Annotated in this window: 18 protein-coding genes and 1 tRNA gene; 11 read left to right on the forward strand and 8 right to left on the reverse strand. The window is 60.4% G+C overall.

From position 1 onward, the window contains the following. Positions 1-109 precede the first annotated feature (109 nt). Complete coding sequence (locus IGS75_RS08375) at positions 110-1,651, forward strand: adenosine deaminase family protein (RefSeq protein WP_141352749.1); 1,542 nt, start codon at positions 110-112, stop codon at positions 1,649-1,651. Further along, complete coding sequence (locus IGS75_RS08380; protein WP_202256570.1) at positions 1,648-2,724, forward strand: purine nucleoside permease; 1,077 nt, start codon at positions 1,648-1,650, stop codon at positions 2,722-2,724. The genes IGS75_RS08375 and IGS75_RS08380 overlap by 4 nt, the downstream gene beginning before the upstream one ends. Positions 2,725-2,937: 213 nt before the next feature. Here the strand turns inward: IGS75_RS08380 and IGS75_RS08390 are convergent, their stop codons facing one another. The 5 genes from IGS75_RS08390 to mazG form a co-directional block, all read right to left on the reverse strand. Beyond that, on the reverse strand, positions 2,938-3,078 hold the full coding sequence (locus tag IGS75_RS08390; protein ID WP_174787576.1) for a hypothetical protein: 141 nt from the start codon (positions 3,076-3,078) through the stop codon (positions 2,938-2,940). A gap of 167 nt (positions 3,079-3,245) precedes the next feature. Then, positions 3,246-4,391, reverse strand: a complete 1,146-nt coding sequence (gene tgt, locus IGS75_RS08395) for a tRNA guanosine(34) transglycosylase Tgt (protein WP_202258384.1) — start codon at positions 4,389-4,391, stop codon at positions 3,246-3,248. Positions 4,392-4,420: 29 nt separating this feature from the next. Then, entirely contained in the window at positions 4,421-5,464 is a 1,044-nt protein-coding gene (gene queA, locus IGS75_RS08400) for a tRNA preQ1(34) S-adenosylmethionine ribosyltransferase-isomerase QueA (protein ID WP_202256572.1), read from the reverse strand. A gap of 85 nt (positions 5,465-5,549) precedes the next feature. Next, positions 5,550-5,798, reverse strand: coding sequence for a hypothetical protein (locus IGS75_RS08405; RefSeq protein ID WP_174787575.1), 249 nt, complete (start codon positions 5,796-5,798; stop codon positions 5,550-5,552). Positions 5,799-5,955: 157 nt separating this feature from the next. After that, the gene (gene mazG / locus IGS75_RS08410; RefSeq protein WP_202256573.1) at positions 5,956-6,738 is read right to left on the reverse strand and encodes a nucleoside triphosphate pyrophosphohydrolase; all 783 of its coding nucleotides are present in this window, start codon (positions 6,736-6,738) and stop codon (positions 5,956-5,958) included. 174 nt (positions 6,739-6,912) lie between these two features. Here mazG and argC point away from each other — a divergent pair, with 174 nt between their 5' ends. From argC to IGS75_RS08445, 7 genes are all read left to right on the forward strand, one after another. Beyond that, positions 6,913-7,812, forward strand: a complete 900-nt coding sequence (gene argC, locus IGS75_RS08415; protein WP_141352739.1) for an N-acetyl-gamma-glutamyl-phosphate reductase — start codon at positions 6,913-6,915, stop codon at positions 7,810-7,812. 74 nt (positions 7,813-7,886) lie between these two features. Then, a tRNA-Leu gene (locus tag IGS75_RS08420) sits at positions 7,887-7,970 on the forward strand. Positions 7,971-8,024: 54 nt separating this feature from the next. Beyond that, positions 8,025-9,182: a phosphoserine transaminase gene (locus IGS75_RS08425; RefSeq protein ID WP_141352737.1), complete on the forward strand. Its 1,158-nt coding sequence runs from the start codon at positions 8,025-8,027 to the stop codon at positions 9,180-9,182. Further along, positions 9,179-10,318: an ATP phosphoribosyltransferase regulatory subunit gene (locus IGS75_RS08430; RefSeq protein WP_202256574.1), complete on the forward strand. Its 1,140-nt coding sequence runs from the start codon at positions 9,179-9,181 to the stop codon at positions 10,316-10,318. The genes IGS75_RS08425 and IGS75_RS08430 overlap by 4 nt, the downstream gene beginning before the upstream one ends. Positions 10,319-10,372: 54 nt before the next feature. Continuing rightward, a complete protein-coding gene (locus tag IGS75_RS08435) occupies positions 10,373-11,662 on the forward strand; it encodes an adenylosuccinate synthase (protein WP_202256575.1) in 1,290 nt (429 codons plus the stop codon). A gap of 89 nt (positions 11,663-11,751) precedes the next feature. Then, positions 11,752-13,722 carry a serine/threonine-protein kinase gene (locus IGS75_RS08440; protein ID WP_202256576.1) on the forward strand — a complete coding sequence of 657 codons (1,971 nt, stop codon included), beginning with the start codon at positions 11,752-11,754 and terminating at the stop codon, positions 13,720-13,722. Positions 13,723-13,731: 9 nt separating this feature from the next. Next, entirely contained in the window at positions 13,732-14,202 is a 471-nt protein-coding gene (locus IGS75_RS08445; protein ID WP_141352729.1) for a hypothetical protein, read from the forward strand. Between the two features lie 25 nt (positions 14,203-14,227). Here IGS75_RS08445 and ftsY read toward each other — a convergent pair whose 3' ends face one another. Genes ftsY through dapF form a run of 3 tightly spaced genes read right to left on the reverse strand, consistent with a single transcriptional unit; the run spans position 14,228 to position 17,220 of the window. After that, positions 14,228-15,187, reverse strand: coding sequence for a signal recognition particle-docking protein FtsY (gene ftsY / locus IGS75_RS08450; protein ID WP_141352727.1), 960 nt, complete (start codon positions 15,185-15,187; stop codon positions 14,228-14,230). A 60-nt stretch (positions 15,188-15,247) separates the two neighbouring features. Then, complete coding sequence (locus IGS75_RS08455; protein ID WP_141352725.1) at positions 15,248-16,450, reverse strand: MiaB/RimO family radical SAM methylthiotransferase; 1,203 nt, start codon at positions 16,448-16,450, stop codon at positions 15,248-15,250. Beyond that, positions 16,447-17,220 (reverse strand): diaminopimelate epimerase, encoded by a 774-nt coding sequence (gene dapF, locus IGS75_RS08460; protein ID WP_141352723.1) that lies wholly within the window; start codon positions 17,218-17,220, stop codon positions 16,447-16,449. Before dapF ends, IGS75_RS08455 begins: the two co-directional genes overlap by 4 nt. Positions 17,221-17,304: 84 nt before the next feature. On the opposite strand from dapF, the gene IGS75_RS08465 reads away from it, so the two are divergent. Both IGS75_RS08465 and IGS75_RS08470 read left to right on the forward strand, forming a co-directional pair. Then, positions 17,305-17,955, forward strand: coding sequence for a methyltransferase domain-containing protein (locus tag IGS75_RS08465; RefSeq protein WP_174787574.1), 651 nt, complete (start codon positions 17,305-17,307; stop codon positions 17,953-17,955). A 163-nt stretch (positions 17,956-18,118) separates the two neighbouring features. Continuing rightward, the gene (locus IGS75_RS08470; RefSeq protein WP_141352719.1) at positions 18,119-19,930 is read left to right on the forward strand and encodes a DEAD/DEAH box helicase; all 1,812 of its coding nucleotides are present in this window, start codon (positions 18,119-18,121) and stop codon (positions 19,928-19,930) included. The last annotated feature ends 9 nt before the right edge of the window (positions 19,931-19,939 follow it).

Genomic DNA, 19,939 nt, shown 5'->3' on the forward strand with positions numbered 1-19,939 from the left:
GACGCAGACGGACCAGCTTTTCTGCTGTCCGGAACCGCTGATGCAGACAGGATTTGTCATGATCTGAAAATGGCTTGCCACGTCGGAGATGGGGCGGCATCGTCGCGCCATGCGACATTCTTTCTTTCATGTTCTGCCCGCTGTTGTTCTGGGTATGACTTCTGCTTTGACGATGATTCCGGCTGTACATGCTGCTCCGCAGTCTGTCACACAGGTTTATGACCGCATCCGGAATGATCCGGTCCGGTTGAACATGTTCCTCCGTGCCTTCCCGAAAGGGGCGGACCTGCACAACCATCTGGTTGGTGCAATCTATGCCGAAAACATGCTGAACTGGGCCGCGCACGATGGCCTGTGCGTGTCGCTGAAGGAAAAACGCATTCTCGACCATGCCTGTACACATCCGGGAGAGGGGGAGTTTCCGGCTGCCGAACTGTCGCATCATGAGGAAACGGAAAATGTCCTGATCGATGCGCTGTCCATGCGGGACTTCGTGCCCGCTCCTGGCGATGCCTCTGGGCATGACCATTTCTTCGCGACATTCGCCCGGTTTGGTTCCATCGATGATGCGCATTCGGGCGATATGCTGGCTGAAGCGCGTGACCGGGCGGCCCGTGACCATGTGACCTATCTGGAGCTGATGATTTCGCCCGGGATTGGCGGGATGATTGGCGCGGGTTTCCATCATCCGCTGAAGGGTGACGACTTCGCGGCCGCGCACCACGCGCTTATGCCGGAAATTCCAGAACTGGTGCAGAAAGCCCGCGCTGCGACGGACCAGATGGAAGTGCAGGCTCGGGATGTGCTGAAATGCGGGACCTTGCAGGCTCATCCCGGATGCGCGGTGACGGTGCGCTATCTGTTCCAGACCCGGCGCACATTACCGCCGCAGGCTGTTTATGCGCAGCTTGATGCCGGTTATGCGACCGTGAAAGCCGATCCGCGCTTTGTCGGGCTTAACATTGTGGCGCCCGAAGACGATCCGACTGCCATGCGCGATTATGACCTGCATATGCGGATGTTTCATTTCCTGAACGGCGTCACTCCGGGCGTGAAACTGAGCCTGCATGCCGGCGAACTGACGACTGGTCTCGTCCCTACTGAAGGTCTGCGTCACCACATCCGCGCTGCCATTGATGTGGCGGGAGCCAGCCGTATTGGGCATGGCGTGGATGTGGCGCTTGAGGACGATCCGGCATCACTTCTGGCCGAGATGGCACGACGCCATGTGATGGTGGAAATCAACCTGACCAGCAATGACGAAATTCTTGGTATCAAGGGCTCTGCCCATCCGTTTGGTCTTTATCGCAGGGCTAGCGTGCCGATGGCGCTTTCCACGGATGACGAGGGCGTCTCACGGGGCGATCTGACGCAGGAATATGTCCGCGCGGCTCAGACTTACGACTTGTCCTATGCCGATCTGAAAACCCTGTCCCGCACCGGGTTGGAATACGCCTTCGTTCCAGGAGAAAGTCTGTGGTCCGATCATCAGCTGGGACAGTTCGTGCCAGCCTGCGGGACGCTGCCCGCTGTATCCGGTACCTGTACGATTTTCCTGAAAACCAGCGAGAAAGCTCGTCTGCAATGGGCGCTCGAACAGCGATTTGGCACATTTGAAGCCACTGTTACACATGAGGGACTTTACCAGTGAAATCTATCTCAACCGTTTTTGGGGCCACGCTCCTGTCCCTGTGTGTCCTCGGTTCGGCCTCGGCTCATGCGCCGATCCCCGTGCGTGTTGTCGTCGTCACAACCTTCGAGATCGGCAAGGATACGGGGGACACGGCAGGCGAATACCAGAACTGGATCGAAAAACTGCCACTGCAGCAAACGATCCCGGCACCCGGCACCGATCATGACGTGATGCATTACAATCCGGATCTGCATGTTCTGGGGATCGTGAGCGGGGAGGGACCTGAGCACATGGCCTCGGCTCTTACAGCTCTCGTACTCGATCCACGCTTCGATCTGCGTCACGCCTATTTCGTGCTGGCTGGAATTGGTGGAATTGATCCGAATTTCGGTACCATTGGTTCGGCCGTCTGGGCGCCGCGTGTTATTAATGGTGGCCTGTCTCATTTGATTGATCCGCGCGAAATTCCTGCGTCCTGGCCGGATGGGTTCACGCCCGTGCAGAGCAGCACACCGGATGAACAGCCGCGCCCCGCGCTTCATTCCGGTATGGGAGATATGGAATATACGCTTGATCCGGCCCTTGTGCAGTGGGCTTATGGGATGACGAAGGACATCACGCTTCCTGACAATGCCGGACTGAAGGCATCGCGCTTGCGTTACACCGGTTTTGCAGCCGCCCAGAAACCGCCTTCTGTTCAGCTTGGTGACACGATCTCGAGCGAAACCTTCTGGGTTGGTGCGAAAATGAACCAATGGGCCGAGCGGTGGGTGAAATACTGGACGGACGGGCAGGGCGTCATGGCGACGACGGCCGAAGAGGATGTTGCGTTCTGTCAGGCTCTGGCGCTTCAGGGAAAGGCGGGGCGCGTTGATCCGAAGCGTGCGCTGATTCTGCGGACGGCTAGCAATTTCGACATGCAACCACCGGGCCAGAGTGCCGCGCAGCTTCTGTCGGACGAGGCGCATGAGACTGGATTTTCAGGATTTCAGGCCTCGGTCGATGCCGCCTATACGGTGGGGAGTGTGGTCGTAAAGGAACTGGCGACTCACTGGGAGCAGTATGAAAAATCGCTGCCGACGGCCCAGTAAATTCGATGGTGTTCAGTCATGGTCGATTTTCTTGACTTCATGAACACCATTAATCGCGCCCAATCCCGTAATGAGATGGAAGACGGGGCGTTAGCTATGGACCAGTATGGGGCGTTCCTTCGCGGTGCGCCTCATCCAGAAGGTGTTCAGCATTTCGGCTTTCTTCCTCGAGGCGTACACATCATTTAATGGCAAAGTGCAATTCCGTGCAGCTCACCAGAATGGTCCGAAGCAACCTGCGGCTGCCGTGGCAATGGTGAGAATGGATAGTCCTGCATCACCGGCCATTCCCAGAACCGCTGCAAACCAGATGGTCGCAGTCGTTGTAAGGCCTCGCACGGCCTCGCGGCGCATGAAAAATCACGTTGCCCCCGATGACGCCGCTTCCTGAGACGATCCGCCCGGCATCAATGATCTTCATGAAGCCGTATTTAGAAAACAGCATGAGCAGGGTGCGGAAACCCCGATAAGCGTATGCGTTTGCAGATCCGCCCTTCACCCCCCCCATTCATGAATCAGGATTACAGTGCTAGATCCGGCATCGGCCATTCGTCTTCGGTCCAGTCGCCCTTGGCCCAGTCTTCGCGCAGCTTTACGGCAAGTGCATCGAGCGTACCGTCCACGATGGCGGCGCGGATCTGGCGCATCAGGCGCTGGTAATAGGCCAGATTGTGCCATGTCAGCAGCATTGGGCCGAGCATTTCGTTGGCTCGGAACAAATGGTGCAGGTAAGCGCGGCTGTAACGTCCGGCGACGGGCGTGTCATCATGGGGCGTGAGCGTGCGTGTGTCTTCGGCGAAACGCGCATTGCGCAGGTTGATGGCGCCGCGCTCGGTATAGGCGCGGGCGGTGCGACCGGCGCGTGAGGGCATTACGCAGTCGAACATGTCTACGCCGCGCATGACTGCGCCCAGAAGATCGTCCGGCGTGCCGACACCCATCAAATACCGCGCCTTGTCCTGCGGCAGCATCGGCGTGGTGAAGTCCAGCGTCGAGAACATCAGTTCCTGACCTTCCCCCACGGCCAGACCGCCGATCGCATAGCCTTCAAAGCCGATCTCGGTCAGGGCCTTGATGGAATATTCGCGTAAGTCCCGCTCGGTGCCGCCCTGCACGATGCCGAACTGACCATATCCCTCACGCGCTACGAAAGCCTCGCGGGAGCGGGCGGCCCAGCGCATGGACATTTCCATGGATTTCCGCAGGGCTTCGGGCGTGGCGGGCAGGGCTGGACACTCGTCGAACGCCATGGTGATGGTCGCATCGAGCTTGAGCTGGATGTCGGTCGAGATTTCCGGTGTCAGGCGGTGCTTGCTGCCGTCGATATGCGAACGGAACGTCACGCCGTCTTCGTCAAGCTTGCGCAGCGCGCCGAGTGACATGACCTGAAATCCGCCGGAATCGGTCAGGATCGGGCCGGGCCAGTCCATCATTCTGTGCAGGCCGCCCAGCTTCTGCACACGGTCCGCCGTGGGGCGCAGCATGAGATGATAGGTGTTACCCAGCACGATGCCCGCCCCTGTGGAGCGTACAGCGTCCATCGTCATGCCCTTGACCGTGCCGACGGTGCCGACCGGCATGAAGGTCGGGGTCGGGACTGTACCGTGGCGGGTGTGCAGATGGCCCGCGCGCGCCATGCCGCAGGTCGCCTCAGGCTCCCAGGTCATTTTGGTGGCGTGATCGGTTTTATAATCGCTCATGGTGCGCGCTCCAGCAGGCAGGCATCGCCATACGAATAGAACCGCAATCCGTTGGCGATGGCGTAGGCATAGGCCTCACGCATGGTCTCGGTGCCGCTGAACGCGCAGACGAGCATGAACAGCGTCGAACGCGGCAGATGGAAATTGGTCATCAGCACATCCACCGCCTTGAAGCGATATCCGGGCTTGATGAAAATGGAGGTCTCGCCACGCCACGGAGCGACGGTCCCATCCTCGCGGGCCGCGCTTTCCAGCAGGCGCAGGGAGGTGGTGCCGACGGCTACGATCCGGCCACCACGGGCGCGGGTTTCGTTGATGGCGGCAGCGGTCTCCGCGTCGATTTCACCCCATTCCGCATGCATCTTATGCTCGGCGATCGTGGAGCGGACGGGCAGGAACGTGCCCGCACCGACATGCAGTGTCAGGGTCCGGCGCTGGATGCCTTTTGCGTCCAGTGCTGCCAACACTTCGGGTGTGAAATGCAGGCCTGCCGTGGGCGCTGCGACCGCACCGCGATACTGCGAGAAAATGGTGCGGTAATCCGTATCGTCCTGCTTCGTCGGGCCGAACGGGCGCTCGATATAAGGGGGCAGGGCCAGCGCCCCAACCCGTTCTAGAAACACGTCGAAGTCGTCTCCTTCGACCGAGAAACGGATGCTGACCGCGCCATCGCCTTCATTTTCCACAACGGTCGCCGTGACGGGGTCGTCGCCGAAATGGAGGATGTCCTGCGGCTTCAGCTTGCGGGAATTGCGTGCCAGGGCGTGCCAGCTTCCATCCGCCAGAATACGGTCGAGCGTCAGGCCGATTTTCGCCTCGCCACGCGTGGCGGCAAGCTGGGCGCGGATGACGGCTGTATTGTTGGCAATCAGTAGATCGCCTTCTCGCAGGAAATCCGGGAGGTCGCGGATCACGCGCGGATCCGGCGCCAGACCGGAGCGCACATGCAGCAGTGTGGCGCTGTCACGCGGGCGTGCAGGCTCCGTCGCGATGTGATCGCGGGGGAGTTCGAAATCGAAGGGGGCGAGATCGTCCGTCATGGGAACGTTCTCTAGCAGGTTCGGCCCGTATGAAAACGTCAGACCGGCGGGCCTGACGTATCTTTTTGTGTAGCAGGTGTGCGTTTCAGGCCGAAACGCTGAGCAGATGGCTCGTATCGCTGCTGGAGCTGGAGTTCGAAGATCCCCCAGAGGTCGTCTCGGAAATGATGTTGCCTTGGGCGTCCTCGACGATGGTCGTCGTAGAGCCGTCGGCATTCAGTTTGGTCGTCGTAGTTTCTTGCGTGGAGGAACTGCTGCTGGACGATGAGGACGCGCTGCCCGCGCTGTAAAGGCTGCTCATGGCCGAAGAGCCGATGGAAGAAATGCCTGTCATAATGAAAAGACTCCGTTGGGAAGCAACGAAGACCAGTTTCGGATCAGAAGGTTAAGAAAGGATAAGGACTCCTGTAACCGAGTGATACGGAGTGTATTCGGTTGCGATATTCGCAGCAGTTTCAATCGCAATGACGGTATGATCTGTAATCAAGGCGTTATTTCATGCCGGGAAGTGTTTTCGCTTCCTGCCAGAGTGCTTCCATGGTCGGCAGGTCCTGCTCGGCCATGGTCTGCCCCTTGCGGGCGAGCATGGTTTCCATCGCTTCGAAGCGGCGGGTGAATTTGGTATTGCTCCGGCGCAGGGCCGCTTCGGGGTCGATATTCAGTTTGCGGGCCAGACTTGCCACGGTGAACAGGACATCGCCCAGTTCGTCCTCGATGCGGTCCGGGTCTCCGCCGAGTTCGGCTTTCAGTTCGTCGATTTCTTCATGGACTTTGTCGAGAATCCCGGTGGGATCGTCCCAGTCGAAACCCACGCGGGCGGCACGGCGGCTCAGTTTTGCGGCGCGCATCAGGGCGGGGAGCGGAAGGGCAACACCGGCCAGTGCGCCATATTCGGCCTTGCGCTGACGCTCGGCGTCTTTTTCCCGCTCCCATGTGTCGTCATCCATTGCCGCATCGCCAAAAACATGCGGGTGACGGCGCACAAGCTTGTCGGCAATTATGCCCGCCACAGTCTCAAAATCGAAATGTCCGGCTTCTGAACCCATCTGGGCCTGAAAGACGACCTGAAATAGCAAATCACCCAGTTCATCAGGTATGGCATCGCGGTCGTTACGCGCAATGGCGTCCATGACTTCATAGGCTTCTTCGATTGCGAACGGCGCAATCGTGGCAGGGGTTTGTTCCACGTCCCAAGGGCAACCGCCTTTGGGGGCGCGTAGACGCTTCATGACATCCAGCAGACGGTCGATCTGCCGGGAGGAGGGCTGGGTCATCGAAACATCCTGCTGTTATCGTTCTGCAAGGTTCATACCCGTGTGGTTCTATGGATGAAAGCGCCGGGAAGGGCGGCAACGGGTGACAGCATGACATTCCCGACGTAAAACGACTACCAGACGTTTCGGGTATCGACCGGGGCGGGACGGATTTGCAGACAGGGTGGATGGCGTATGGCTCGCATTTTCATTGATGGGGAAGCAGGCACGACAGGTCTGGGCATTCGCCAGCGGATCGAAGCCCTCCCGGCTTCCTATGGTCTGGAAATCCTGTCCATCGACCATGCGTTGCGCAAGGATATAGCGGCCCGTCGCTCCATGCTCGAGCAGGCCGATATCGCCATCCTGTGCCTACCGGATGATGCGGCCCGGGAGACGGTGACGCTGGCGGAAGGGTTGAACGTCCGGATTCTGGACGCGAGCACGGCACACCGTATTGCGGATGGCTGGGTCTATGGTTTCCCCGAGCTGGACGCGGAACAGGAAGCTGCCATCAAGGGCGCGCGGTTTGTCGCCAATCCTGGTTGCTATCCGACAGGCGCTATTGCCCTGATGCGCCCGCTGGTCCGGTCGGGGCTTCTGCCGGCCCATCATCCTGTTTCCATCAATGCTGTCTCCGGCTACAGCGGAGCAGGGCGTGTGGCGATTGAGGAGCATGAAAAGAACGGCGGTCCGGCTTTCTTCCTTTACGGGCTGAACCTCAAGCACAAGCATTTGCCTGAAATTCGGCATTATTCGGGCTTGACGCGACAGCCGCTGTTCGTGCCGTCGGTCGGGCATTTCCCGCAGGGCATGATCGTTTCCATTCCGCTGCATCTGAAGGACCTGCCGGGGCAGCCTTCGGCCGCAGAACTAGAAGCCGTGCTTCAGGGCGCTTATGCGGGATGTCAACATGTGCGCGTTTTTCCCGACGAGACGCAGCTTGTGGCCGACACACTGGCTAATACTGACGACATGGAGCTGCGTGTTCATCATAATGGCGAGCAGGTCGTCCTGACGGCGCGGCTGGACAATCTAGGCAAGGGGGCTTCAGGCGCAGCTATCCAGAATCTGCTTTTGATGCTGGGGCTTTAGAGTCTGCACTCTGCGGCTCAGATTTTGCGGTCTGGCACTTTCTCCGAGAATGTATTAGAATTCGATTAGCCCGTGCGAGAGTGGCGGAACGGTAGACGCAGTCGGCTCAAAATCGACCGCCGAAAGGCATAGGGGTTCGAATCCCCTCTCTCGCACCATGAGCGGTCATTTCCTGCCGGAATGACCTCAGGACCGATCAGCCCGGAACGAGCATGTCCAAGCCGACTGTCAGACCATCCCGCCCGTTCTTCTCCTCAGGTCCTTGCGCCAAGCGCCCCGGATGGTCGTTGTCCGGTCTGGACCAAGCCCTGTTGGGTCGTTCGCACCGTGCACCAGAAGGTCGCGCGCGTCTCAAGGAAGTTATCACACGCTCGAAAGATGTGCTCGGTATCCCGTTGGACTGGCGCGTCGGCATTGTTCCAGCTTCCGATACGGGGGCTGTGGAAATGGTCCTGTGGGCGCTCGCGGGTGAGCGCGGAATTGACGTTCTGTCCTTTGAAAGCTTCTCCGGAACTTGGGCGCAGGATCTGCGCGACGTTCTGAAAATCGAGGATCTGCGGGTTTTGGACGCGCCGTATGGTGAACTGCCCGACCTGACGAAAGTGGAGTGGGACCGCGATGTCGTCCTGACATGGAACGGCACGACGTCGGGCGTCTGCATCCCAGATGCCAGCGCCATTCCGACTGAGCACGGAGGCCTTGTCATCTGCGATGCAACCTCCGCAGCTTTTGCGATGGACCTGCCCTGGGACCGGCTCGATATCGTGACATGGTCCTGGCAGAAGGCGCTGGGAGGTGAGGCCGCGCATGGCATGGTGGCGCTGAGCCCTCGTGCCGCGGCCCGTCTGGCTCAGCCATCGCCGCGTCCGCTGCCCAAGATTTTCCGTTTGGCCAACAAGAAGGGCCTGATCGAAGCTATTTTCGAAGGTGATACGATTAACACGCCGTCAATGCTCTGCGTCGAGGACGCTTTGGACGGTCTGCGCTGGGCTGAACAGATTGGTGGTCTTCCGGCCCTGAAGGCCCGTTCGCAGCAGAATCTGGCTGCCGTGACGAAATGGATTGGGACAGCTGACTGGGTGTCCTTTCTGTCTGTCGGGGAAGAGACGCGTTCTAGCACATCGATTTGCCTGAAAATCACGGCGCCGTGGTTTGAAAGCCTGTCTGCCGCAGAGAAAGGCAAGGCCGTCAAGCATCTGACGGATCTCGTGGCGAAGGAAGGTGCGGGTTACGATCTCGCGTCCTATCGGGATGCTCCGGCCGGTTTGCGGATCTGGGGTGGTGCCACGGTCGAGACGGCCGATATCGAGGCGCTGTTGCCTTGGCTCGACTGGGCTTATGAGCAGACTCGCGCGGACTTCTCTGCATGAGCCTGTATTCCGAGACACCGAGTGCCGCTCTACTGCCGTCCGGATTTGCTGATCTTCTTCCCGGTGAAGCCGAAGCGGAAGCCCGCGGTATTGCCAGCGTGATGGAAGCTTTTTCCCGTCATGGCTATCAGCGTGTCCGTCCACCCCTGTTGGAATTCGAGACGTCGCTGCTTGGTGGATCGGGGGAATCCCTCGCTCCCCAGACCTTCCGTTTGATGGACCCGAATTCGCACCGCATGATGGCGCTGCGTCCGGATATGACCACGCAGATCGCCCGCATTGCGAGCATCCGCCTTCAGGGTGCGCCGCGCCCGCTGCGTCTGTCCTATTCGGGTAGTTGCATTGTTGTTGGAACGCCGGGCCGTGAAGCTGACCGTCAGATTTCTCAGGCCGGGATCGAACTGATTGGCCCCGACAGCGCTCAGGCCGATGCGGAGGTCATAGCTCTTGGCGCGAAGGCGCTCGCTGAACTCGGAATTGAAGGCGTGTCCTTCGACCTGTCTATGCCAGCTCTGGCACTGGGTCTGATCGAGGACGTCATTCCCAAAGCCGATCGTGAACCGCTGCTGCATGCGCTGGACCGCAAGGATGCCAGTGCTGTAGCCGAGTTGGGTGGCCCGATCGCCGGGATTCTGGCGCTCATGCTCCGCGCCGCCGGTCCTGCTGACCGTGCGCTAGATCTGCTTGCCTCGTTAGATTATCCTAAGGAGGTTGTCGGGCACTTCGAGCGTCTGGCTGCATCTGTGGCCGCGATCCGTGAGCGCAGTCCAGATCTGCGTCTGACGATTGATCCCGTCGATTTTCGTGGATGGCGCTATCATACTGGCCTGTGCGTGACGGTCTTTTCCACGGCTTCCCGCGAGGAGCTGGGACGTGGCGGTCGTTATCTGGCCGGGCAAGAGCCTGCCTGTGGCCTGACGCTTCGTCCGCAGGCTCTTCTGCGTGCAGCTCCGGTGTCTGCGTCGCGTCCGCGCTGCTATGTTCCGGTTGATCTCGATGCGGCCAGCCTTTCAGCGCTTCATGCGTCTGGTTACGCCACGGTGTCTGCCCTGTCCCATGACGAGGATCCGGTCGTTCAGGCGCGGCATCTGCGGTGCGCCCATGTCTGGAAGGGTGGTGCGGCTCAGCCGCTCTGATCCATCGTTTCTTTTCGTCTTTCTCCAGTCTCGTCAGTTCTAGGAAGTCAGCTCATGTCCAACGTCACCGTGATCGGAACCCAGTGGGGAGATGAGGGTAAAGGCAAGATCGTCGACTGGCTCGCCAGCCGTGCCGACATCGTTGTTCGCTTTCAGGGTGGTCACAACGCCGGTCATACGCTGGTCGTGGGCGATCAGGTTTACAAGCTGTCGCTGCTGCCCTCGGGTCTGGTTCGTGGCAAGATCGGCGTGATCGGCAATGGCGTCGTCGTGGACCCGAAGGCTCTGATGACCGAAATCGACCGCGTGACGGCGCAGGGTCTGGTTGTTACACCAGAGACGCTGTGGATTGCTGAGAACGCTCCGCTGATCCTGCCGGTACATGGCGCGCTCGATCGTGCGCGTGAAGCTGCCCGTGGTGAGCACAAGATCGGCACGACCGGTCGTGGCATCGGCCCGGCTTATGAGGACAAGGTCGCCCGTCGTGCCATCCGCATCTGCGACCTGGCCGAGCCCGAGACGCTGGACTGGAAGCTGGACGAACTGCTCCTGCACCACAACACGCTGCTCGCCGGTCTGGGTGCCGAGACGTTCACGAAGGGGCAGCTCAAGGACTTCCTGACCGAGATCACGCCGCGCCTTTTGCCGTTCTCCTGCCAGGTCTGGGACCGTCTGGACGAAGCCCGCCGTGCCGGTCGTCGCATCTTGTTTGAAGGCGCGCAGGCTGTCATGCTGGACGTCGATCATGGCACCTATCCGTATGTCACGAGTTCCAACACTGTTGCGGCTGTTGCAGCATCGGGCAGCGGCGTCAGCCCATCTTCCGTGGGGTTCGTGCTCGGAATTGCCAAGGCCTATACGACCCGCGTGGGCGAAGGACCGTTTCCGACCGAATTGCATGATCAGACCGGCCGGACTCTTGGTGAGCGTGGCCATGAATTTGGTACTGTCACTGGCCGTCCCCGCCGTTGCGGCTGGTTCGATGCGGTTCTGATCCGGCGTGCCGTTCGCGTCGGTGGCGTCAGCGGCATCGCCCTTACGAAGCTGGACGTGCTGGATGGTCTGGATGAGATCTCCATCTGCGTCGGCTATGAACTGGACGGCAAGAAGATCGAGACGTTCCCGTCCGCTCCGGGCGCACAGGCCCGCGTCAAGCCGGTTTACGAGACGATGCCGGGCTGGAAAGAGACAACCGCAGGCGCTCGTTCCTGGGCTGAACTTCCTGCGCAGGCCATCAAATATGTCCGTCGCATTGAAGAACTGATCGAAGCGCCGGTGACGCTGCTTTCCACAAGCCCGGAACGCGACGACACCATTCTAATGCGCGATCCGTTCGAAGACTGATCTCCCAGTCCCGGAATCGGTCGTTGCATTAACGAAGTCTCAATCCCTGTCCGGCACAAAAGACCGGATAGGGAAACAACGGGACTTCAATGGCCGACACTCAGGCAGATAACAGCCAGGAACTGCTCATCGCCGAGCGGTATCTGATCAGCCTGGACCGCAAACAGCCCGATCTCGGCGGCTGTGCGACTTATGGAGCCCAGGACATGACGGTATCCGGGGCGTCCTATCTGGCCCTGGCTCCTTTCGCGCCTTCTCCCCGGCTTACCGAAATCATGTTCTTTCGTCATGAAAGCGTGATTTCCATCCAGACCCACGAATATTCTCAGGGCACCTTGTGGTTGCTCTGTCCTCATCCCCCCGGTCCCTCGCTTGCGGAAGGGCTGGGGTTGTGGACGGAGAACCAGCTGATCGACGGCGTCATCCGTCCGATGGCGGTGCTTCTTCAGCGGCTGGAGGCCGAAAAGCTGACATGCCGCAGCATCCGTCCTGATAACCTGTTCGTTGGGCAGGGGTTGCACAAGGTCGTGCTTGGACCTCTGGGAGTGGCCGCACCGGGTGAAAAACAGCCCATTCTTTTCGAACCCCTGTCTTCAGCTGTCTGCCGCCCCTCCGCCCGCGGTGAGGGGACGATGGATTGCGACGTTTTTTCGCTGGGGGTCGTTATTCTTGCGCTCGCTATCGGAAAGCTCCCTCTTGAAGGCCTCTCCGATACGGATATTCTCAAGCGGCGTTTCGAAATCGGTACACCCGCCGCCTACATGGACGGCCATAACGTGCCGGTCGGGCTCCGCTCGCTTCTGACGGCGATGCTGTCCGATGATCCTGTCAGCCGCCCTTCGCCACGCGATCTTGTGACGATTGCGCCCAGCAAGGTCTTTACGGTCCGTCCGGTCATTCCTGCGCGTATCCCCCTCATGATCGGGGGAAATGCCGTCTACACCCCTCAGGCCCTCGCCTGGTATGCGGGGCGGCACCCTGCGGAATTCTCCGTATTGCTGCAAAGAAAAGTCGTCAGCAACTGGTTGGTGCGCGAGCTGGAACTCTCCGTCATGGCGGGGCTGATCGAACAGGCGAGTGCCTCATTCCTTCCGGCCGGTGGCAGCAAGATGGTTGATCCTGCTACGATGGTCATCACGCATGCGATTTCCGTCCTCGATCCTGCCGCGCCCATGTTCTGGGGTGGTACCTGGTTCTGGCCTGAGGCGCTTCCCCAGATGGTGGTTCAGGCAACGGTTCAGCCTTCCACTCCGGATGAAGAGCGGACGGTCCGGAATGTTCTGAGTTTCATGATGGCTAATCCCGATGCCTTCATGTCCGCCCATCTGCCTCAGCGGCAGAGCCATCAAATTACCACCCTGTCCGTGGCGGCACGACGCATTGGAACCAGAGGGGGGGATCTGGTCAGACGTTTCCCGTATGAGCTGAACAGATTTCTGCCCTGCCTTTCAAAGAGATGTCTGGAGGCCCGGATTTCCTTGCCGGAAGGGCTGTTGCAATGGCTGAACCGGCATGTGGGCATTGAGGATCTGCCGGACGAGGTTCTGGGACGGAACGGCTTTCTGGATGATCAGATGCGTTCCTTTCTTGAAGCGAACTGCGCGCGTCAGGGAATCGTTCCGCTTTCTCAGTCGCAGAAAGCGGGCTTGCCAGGCTGGCTCGCCGATTTGACCGTGCTTGCGGCCGTACAGAGGAAATTCGACCGGACGCCGCTTAGTTTTTTGGCGCAGCGGGCCTTGCCGCTTCTGGAAACGGAACTACGTCAGTGGCGGAGCAAGGCATCGCGTGCTCGCCGACGCGTGCGTCTTGGTAAGGCGGCGGAAGACGGAAATCTCGGCACGTTTCTGGCGATCGTCAATGATCCGACGGGTCTTCAGCTGGATCAGCGTCAGGCCCAGGAAGCCGAGGCAGAAATCAGCAATCTGATGCGTGTTCTCGATGAAGCGCCCGAGCGTAAGGCCGCCAAGGATCGTGAAGCACGCAATTCGGGAGAATTCTTTTCACTTCTGACAGGCATTGCCGTGGCAATGGTGAGTATCTGGCTGGAGTTCTGTCGGTGAGGAGGACCCATGACGCCCGTTAGACAGGCAGAGCCGGAATCGCTCCGGGCCCCGGGATTCCGCTGGTGGCACGGGATTATCATCGGGCTGCTGCTCTCCTATGTTCCTGGAAGTCTGGTGGTTGCAGGCGTTCTGCTGTTTCCCTTGGTCGCCCTGAAGCTTGTTGACCCCAATGCTGACGGTCAGCGGATCATGATCGTGTTGTTCTATGTCGGCGCTGCCATGGTACATCCTCTGCACGAGGCCTGGGCTGCAAACGGAGACTGGGAGACGTGTATCGCGCAGATCACGCAGCCCGTTACGCTGGCACTGGACTGGCTTGCCGTTGGGGCGGCCTGGCTCGTGGCGGAAGCCTCGGCCATTAGCGGCCGGCTTTGGAACGCGGAAATTGCGCGACGCGAGCGTAAATCCATCGAAAAACGCATCGCGTATCTTCAGGAAGAGTGGATGTCCTCGGATGAGGATGCGCCTGCGACCTAATCTGCAGGCCGCAGAATTTAGCGCCTTACGTAGAAGGCGTTTCGTCGGTTGAGGTTTCCAATAGTCTGGATGCCAGATCGTTGGAGCCACCGACTAAGCCTTTTGCATATTCCTGAGCCGAGAAAGGGCGCAAATCCTCGGCTTGTTCTCCAACACCGACCATGTGGACTGGCAGTTTGAACTGCTCCGCAAGTGCCACAACAATCCCGCCGCGGGCGGAACCATCCAGTTTGGTCACGATCAGTCCGGTTACATTCACCAGTTCACGGAAGACCCGCACCTGTTCTATGGCGTTCTGTCCAGTCGTTGCATCCAGAACCAGCAGGACGGAGTGGGGCGCTGTTTCATCGAATTTCCGCATGACACGGATGATCTTGGCCAGTTCCTCCATCAGCGCGCCCTTGTTGTGTAGGCGCCCTGCAGTGTCGATCAGAAGAAGGTCGGTTCCGGCTTCGGTTGCGCGCTTGAGGCCGTCATAGGCCAGGCCTGCAGCATCGGCGCCATGTTTGCCGGCGATGACGGGCACGTTGGCGCGCTTGCCCCAGACTTCAAGTTGTTCGACGGCAGCGGCACGGAACGTATCTCCCGCCACCAGCATTACGGATTTGCCTTCTTCCATATAATGACGAGTCATCTTGCCGATCGTGGTGGTCTTGCCGACGCCGTTGACGCCGACAACCAGAATGACGTGGGGTTTCTTCTTCGGATCGGGCTCGAGGGGAATGGCTACTGGTTCAAGGACGCGAGCGATCTCGGTTGCAAGCGTCTCGCGGATTTCGTCGCTGGTGACGTCCTTGCCAAAGCGCGTACTGCGGAAGTTCTCGATGACGCGCTCGGCCACGGCAGGTCCGAGGTCAGCTGCAATCAGCTCGTCCTCGAGCTCCTCAAGAGCTGTTTCATCCAGCTTGCGATGCGTGAAGACGGCGCCGAGACGCGAGCTCGACCGCGAAAGACCCTGTTTGAGTCGTGAGAAAAATCCAGCCATGCATGGGAGTTCGGACAGGTCGCGCCGAACGTCAAGGGTATAGGAAGATCTGAACGCGTTTCAGTTGCGGATTTCGGCTAGAAGTGTCCCATTTTCCAGTGCCGTGGCGCGAACGGGCACGAAACTGCCGCGGATTGGCGCAGATGCGGTTCCGGTCAGACGCACGGCGGCAAACTCCGGCGAATGGCCGCGATCTGGTGTCTCGACCAGAATATTGAACTCGGTGCCGATGAGACGTTGCAGGAAACGGTCACGGTTTGCCTCGCCGATGTCGCGCAGACAGGCTGCGCGTTTCTGGCGCTCAGCATTGGGGACGGCTGGCATGCGAGCGGCGGGCGTTCCGGGGCGTTCGCTGTAAGGGAAGACATGAAGGAAGGGAATCTGCTGTTCTTCGATAAAAGTGCGCGTTTCCTCGAACAGAGCATCCGTTTCCGTGGGAAAGCCCGCGATCAAATCGGCCCCGATGCCTGCCCCTGGGCGGACGGACCGGACGCGGCGCAGCGTTGCCGCGACCCCGGCTGTATCATGGCGGCGCTTCATGCGCTTGAGAATGAGATCCGATCCTGCCTGCAGGGACAGGTGCAGATGCGGCATCAGGCGGGGTTCGTTTTCAAGCAGCCACCACAGATCTGTATCCCCCGTCTCTACATCCAGAAGAACAGGGTCGATGGAGGAGAGGCGCAGTCGTCGTATGCCTTCTACGCGGCGCAGCAGTTCACGACATAACGTGCCCAGCCCCTTACCTTCGAACCCTTGCCATGAAGCGATGTCCACGCCGGTCAGGACAATTTCCTGATGCCCGGCTTCGACCAGTGCTTCGGCGCGCGTGATGGCGTCCTCAATGGGCGTGGAGCGGGAGTCTCCACGCCCATACGGGATGATGCAGAAGGTGCAGCGGTGATCGCAGCCCTGCTGGACTTGAAGAAGGGCGCGTACGTGACGGGATGGTGGCAGGTTTGCGCTGGTATCCCCCCAGATGGCGGGCTTAAGTTTGTCTTCATTGGACACAACGCGAACAACGCCCGGTAGCTCGGCCCAGCGGTCTGGTGCGATGTCGGAAGCGCAGCCCGTCACGACGATTTTTGCATCCGGATTTTCGCGATGCGCCCGTCGAATGGCCTGCCGTGCCTGTCGCTCGGCCGTAGTGGTTACGGCACAGGTATTAACGATGATGGTGTCGGTCTGGCCGCGCGCATGATGGGCCATGCCATCGCTCTCATGGGCGTTGAGGCGGCAGCCGAATGTCAGAATGGAGGCGGTCACGCGGTCGTCCCGTGGAAGACCGTGACGGCGGGGCCTGTCATGAGAACATGTCCGTCTTCACGCCATGTAATGCGCAGGTCCCCGCCATCCATCGTGACCGTACAGGTCCGTTCGGTGAGACCGCGACGAACAGCGTTCACGACGGCGGCGCAAGCTCCCGACCCGCAGGCGAACGTCAGGCCAGCTCCGCGTTCCCAGACGCGCAGACGCATGTGTGTGTGGGAAAGGATTTGCGCGAAACCAATATTGGCGCGTTCCGGGAAGAGGGGATTCCGTTCGAGCTCCGGCCCCAGTTCTTCTGCGCGGGAAACATTCCCAAACAGCGTGGCGTGCGGATTGCCCATCGAGCAGGCGGCCGCGTCATGCAGCGGCAGGTGCAGCGTATCACAGGCGCGGGACAGTGGCACGTCTTGCCAGTCCAGTCGGGGTGTCCCCATATCGACGGTAAAGAGATCGCCATCCTGTGCCGTGGGGAGAAGGCCGGCAGCCGTCTGGAGCGTGGGCGTACCCCCAACGAATTTCACCACGCAGCGGGACGCATTGCCGCAAGCTCCGGCTTCTGAACCGTCGGGATTGAAGAAACGGACATGCACGTCCGCACCGTGCAGGGTCGGCGGTGTGAGCAGAACCAGCTGGTCGCAGCCGATTCCGAAGCGTCGGTCGCACAGGTTGCGGATGGTGGGGGTATCGAGCGCGGGATCGTTCTGACGGGCGTCGATCACGACGAAATCGTTGCCCAGACCGTGCATTTTCGTAAAGGAGAGGCTCATGGTGGCTTCTCTCATAAAGCATCCCGTGGGTTGACGCACGGGGAACATGCCCTCATTTCGGCTGCTGGATCAGAAGGAGTGGACATGAGCGGCCCGGAACAGCTTGAAGGAATGCACGCAGCTGCGTTCACGCGTGCGAACAACGAGCCTGATACGATTTTCCATGCGCAGCGTATCCCGGATTCGCTGATGGACATGGGGGCACAGACAGCCGTGACAGCTCTGTATCAGACGGCCCTGCCGGTCGGTGGGGCGGTTCTGGATCTGATGGCAGGCGCTCTCAGCCATTATCCGGAGGAAGCGAAGTTCCAGCGTATGGTCGGGCTCGGGATCTTCAAAGGCGCCCTAGATGCCAATCCTGTGCTGGGCGAGCGTGTGGTGCAGGATCTCAATGAGGACACGGTGCTGCCGTTCGGGGATGATAGCTTCGATGCGGTGACGCTATGCGACGGGTTGGCCTATCTGACGCAGCCGCTGGCAGTGCTGACGGAAGTCGTGCGTGTCCTCAAGCCCGGTTCCCCGCTGATTTTGACATTTTCCGACCAGTTTCATGCAGCGAAGGCCGTGGCGATTTGGCAGGCGCTTGAGCCGGCAGATCGCGTGCGTCTGGCCAGTGTGCTGATGTCCCGTGCCGGACTGGCCGATCTGGATACGGGCGAGGTTGTGCCGCCTGAGGATCTCACGGCATGGCGCGATACGGTGCATGCGGTGATCGGGCGTAAGCCGAGGAACTGAACAGGGCGGGGACTGCATTCCGGGTGCCGGACGGAGCGGGAAGAACAAGATAAATCCGTTCCATACGTTCTTTCTGGCATTTTCGAGTGGAAGTCTTTATGCAGCGGCATTCCAGCCGCCGCATCCTGTCGTCGGCGTGACGTTTGCCGAGTGTTCATAAAATATGCCTTTTCCCGATACCCATCCTGCCCTTAAGCGCGCCCTTGAGGCACGTGGCTACGAACAGCTGACTCCTGTTCAGGAAGCCGTTCTGCAGCCGGGGCTGGACGAGCGCGACCTGCTGGTTTCCGCGCAGACGGGGTCGGGCAAGACCGTCGCCTTCGGCCTGGCCATCGCTCCGACCCTGCTCGGAGACGCCGATCGCCTTCCGCCGTCCCCTCAGCCCATGGCGCTTGTAATTGCGCCGACGCGTGAGCTGGCGCTTCAGGTCCAGTCCGAACTCAAATGGCTCTATGCCGAAACCGGCGCCCGCATCGCGAGCTGCATTGGCGGCACCGATGCCCGCAGTGAAGCCCGTGAGCTGAACCGTGGCGCCCATATCGTGGTCGGAACCCCCGGCCGCCTGTGCGACCACCTGTCGCGTGGCTCGCTTGACCTGTCCGCCCTGCGCTGCGTCGTGCTCGATGAAGCTGACGAAATGCTGGATATGGGCTTTCGCGAGGAGCTGGAGCAGCTTCTCGATGCCGCCCCGGCCGAGCGCCGTACACTGCTATTCTCGGCAACGATCGCCCGCGAGATCGCCTCGCTGGCACGCCGTTACCAGAAGAATGCCGAGCGTATCGACACGGTTTCGGGTGCCAAGCAGCATTCCGACATCACCTATCGTTGCGTCATCACGCAGCCGCAGGAAATTGAGCGCTCGCTCGTCAACGTGCTTCGTTTCTACGAGAGCCCGACGGCCATGGTGTTCTGCAATACCCGCATGATGGTCAATCAGGTGCAGGCCGCCCTGCTTGAGCGCGGTTTTGCGTCCGTCGCCATTTCCGGCGAGATGGGCCAGAACGAGCGCAGCCGTGCGATCGAGAGCTTGCGCTCCGGTCAGGCCCGTGTCTGCGTTGCGACTGATGTTGCAGCCCGTGGTATTGACGTGCCGGCCCTGAGCCTCGTGATTCATGCGAGCATTCCGACGGCGGCCGAAACCTTGCTGCATCGCTCGGGCCGTACGGGGCGTGCAGGTCGCAAGGGCACCAGCGTGCTGATGGTTCCGTTGAACCAGCGTCGCCGGGCCGAGCGCCTGCTTCAGATGGCGAAGATCCAAGCCGAATGGGAAGCCGTTCCCACGGCCGATGCGATTGCCGAGCAGGACAAGACCCGTCTGATGGACGATCCGATCCTGACCAATGCCGTGGACGACATGTCCGACGAGCTGGTCAACCAGCTGGTTGAGAAGTACGACGCCACCAAGCTTGCAGCGGCTCTGGTTGGTCTGTATCGTGCGCGTCTGCCGAAGGTTGAGCAGATCCGCCCGATGTCCGTTGAGGCGCCGCGCCGCACGGAGCGTGGCGAGCGTGCACCGCGCGAAGAGCACACCATGTCCGGTGAATGGTTCAAGATGGGCGTTGGTCGTACCGAGCGTGCCGATCCGAAGTGGCTGATCCCGCTGATCTGCCGTCTGGGTGGTGTGCAGAAGCGCGAAATTGGTAGCATCCGTATCGATCAGGAACAGACCTATTTCCAGATCGCGGATGAGAGCGTGGCTCGCTTCAAATCCTGCCTCGCCGGCGCGGAAGCCGACGAAGTGACGATCGAGCCGTCCGAGGCCCCTGCCGGTGGCATGGGCCCCCGTGGTCGTAACCCGGGTGAAGGTAAGCGCTTTGGCGGCGGTGGCCGTTCGGGCGGTGGCTTCAAGGGCGGTCCGCGCGGTGGTGCCGGCGGCGGTTACAAGGGGCGCGGCGGTTCGGGCTATGGTCGTCCGAAGCCCGCAGCCGGTGATGGCCCGCGCGGTGACGGTTCGAGCCGCAAGCGCCGTTCCTGATCCGTCTTT

The sequence above is a fragment of the Gluconobacter sphaericus genome, from assembly GCF_016757795.1.
Taxonomy (GTDB): domain Bacteria; phylum Pseudomonadota; class Alphaproteobacteria; order Acetobacterales; family Acetobacteraceae; genus Gluconobacter; species Gluconobacter sphaericus.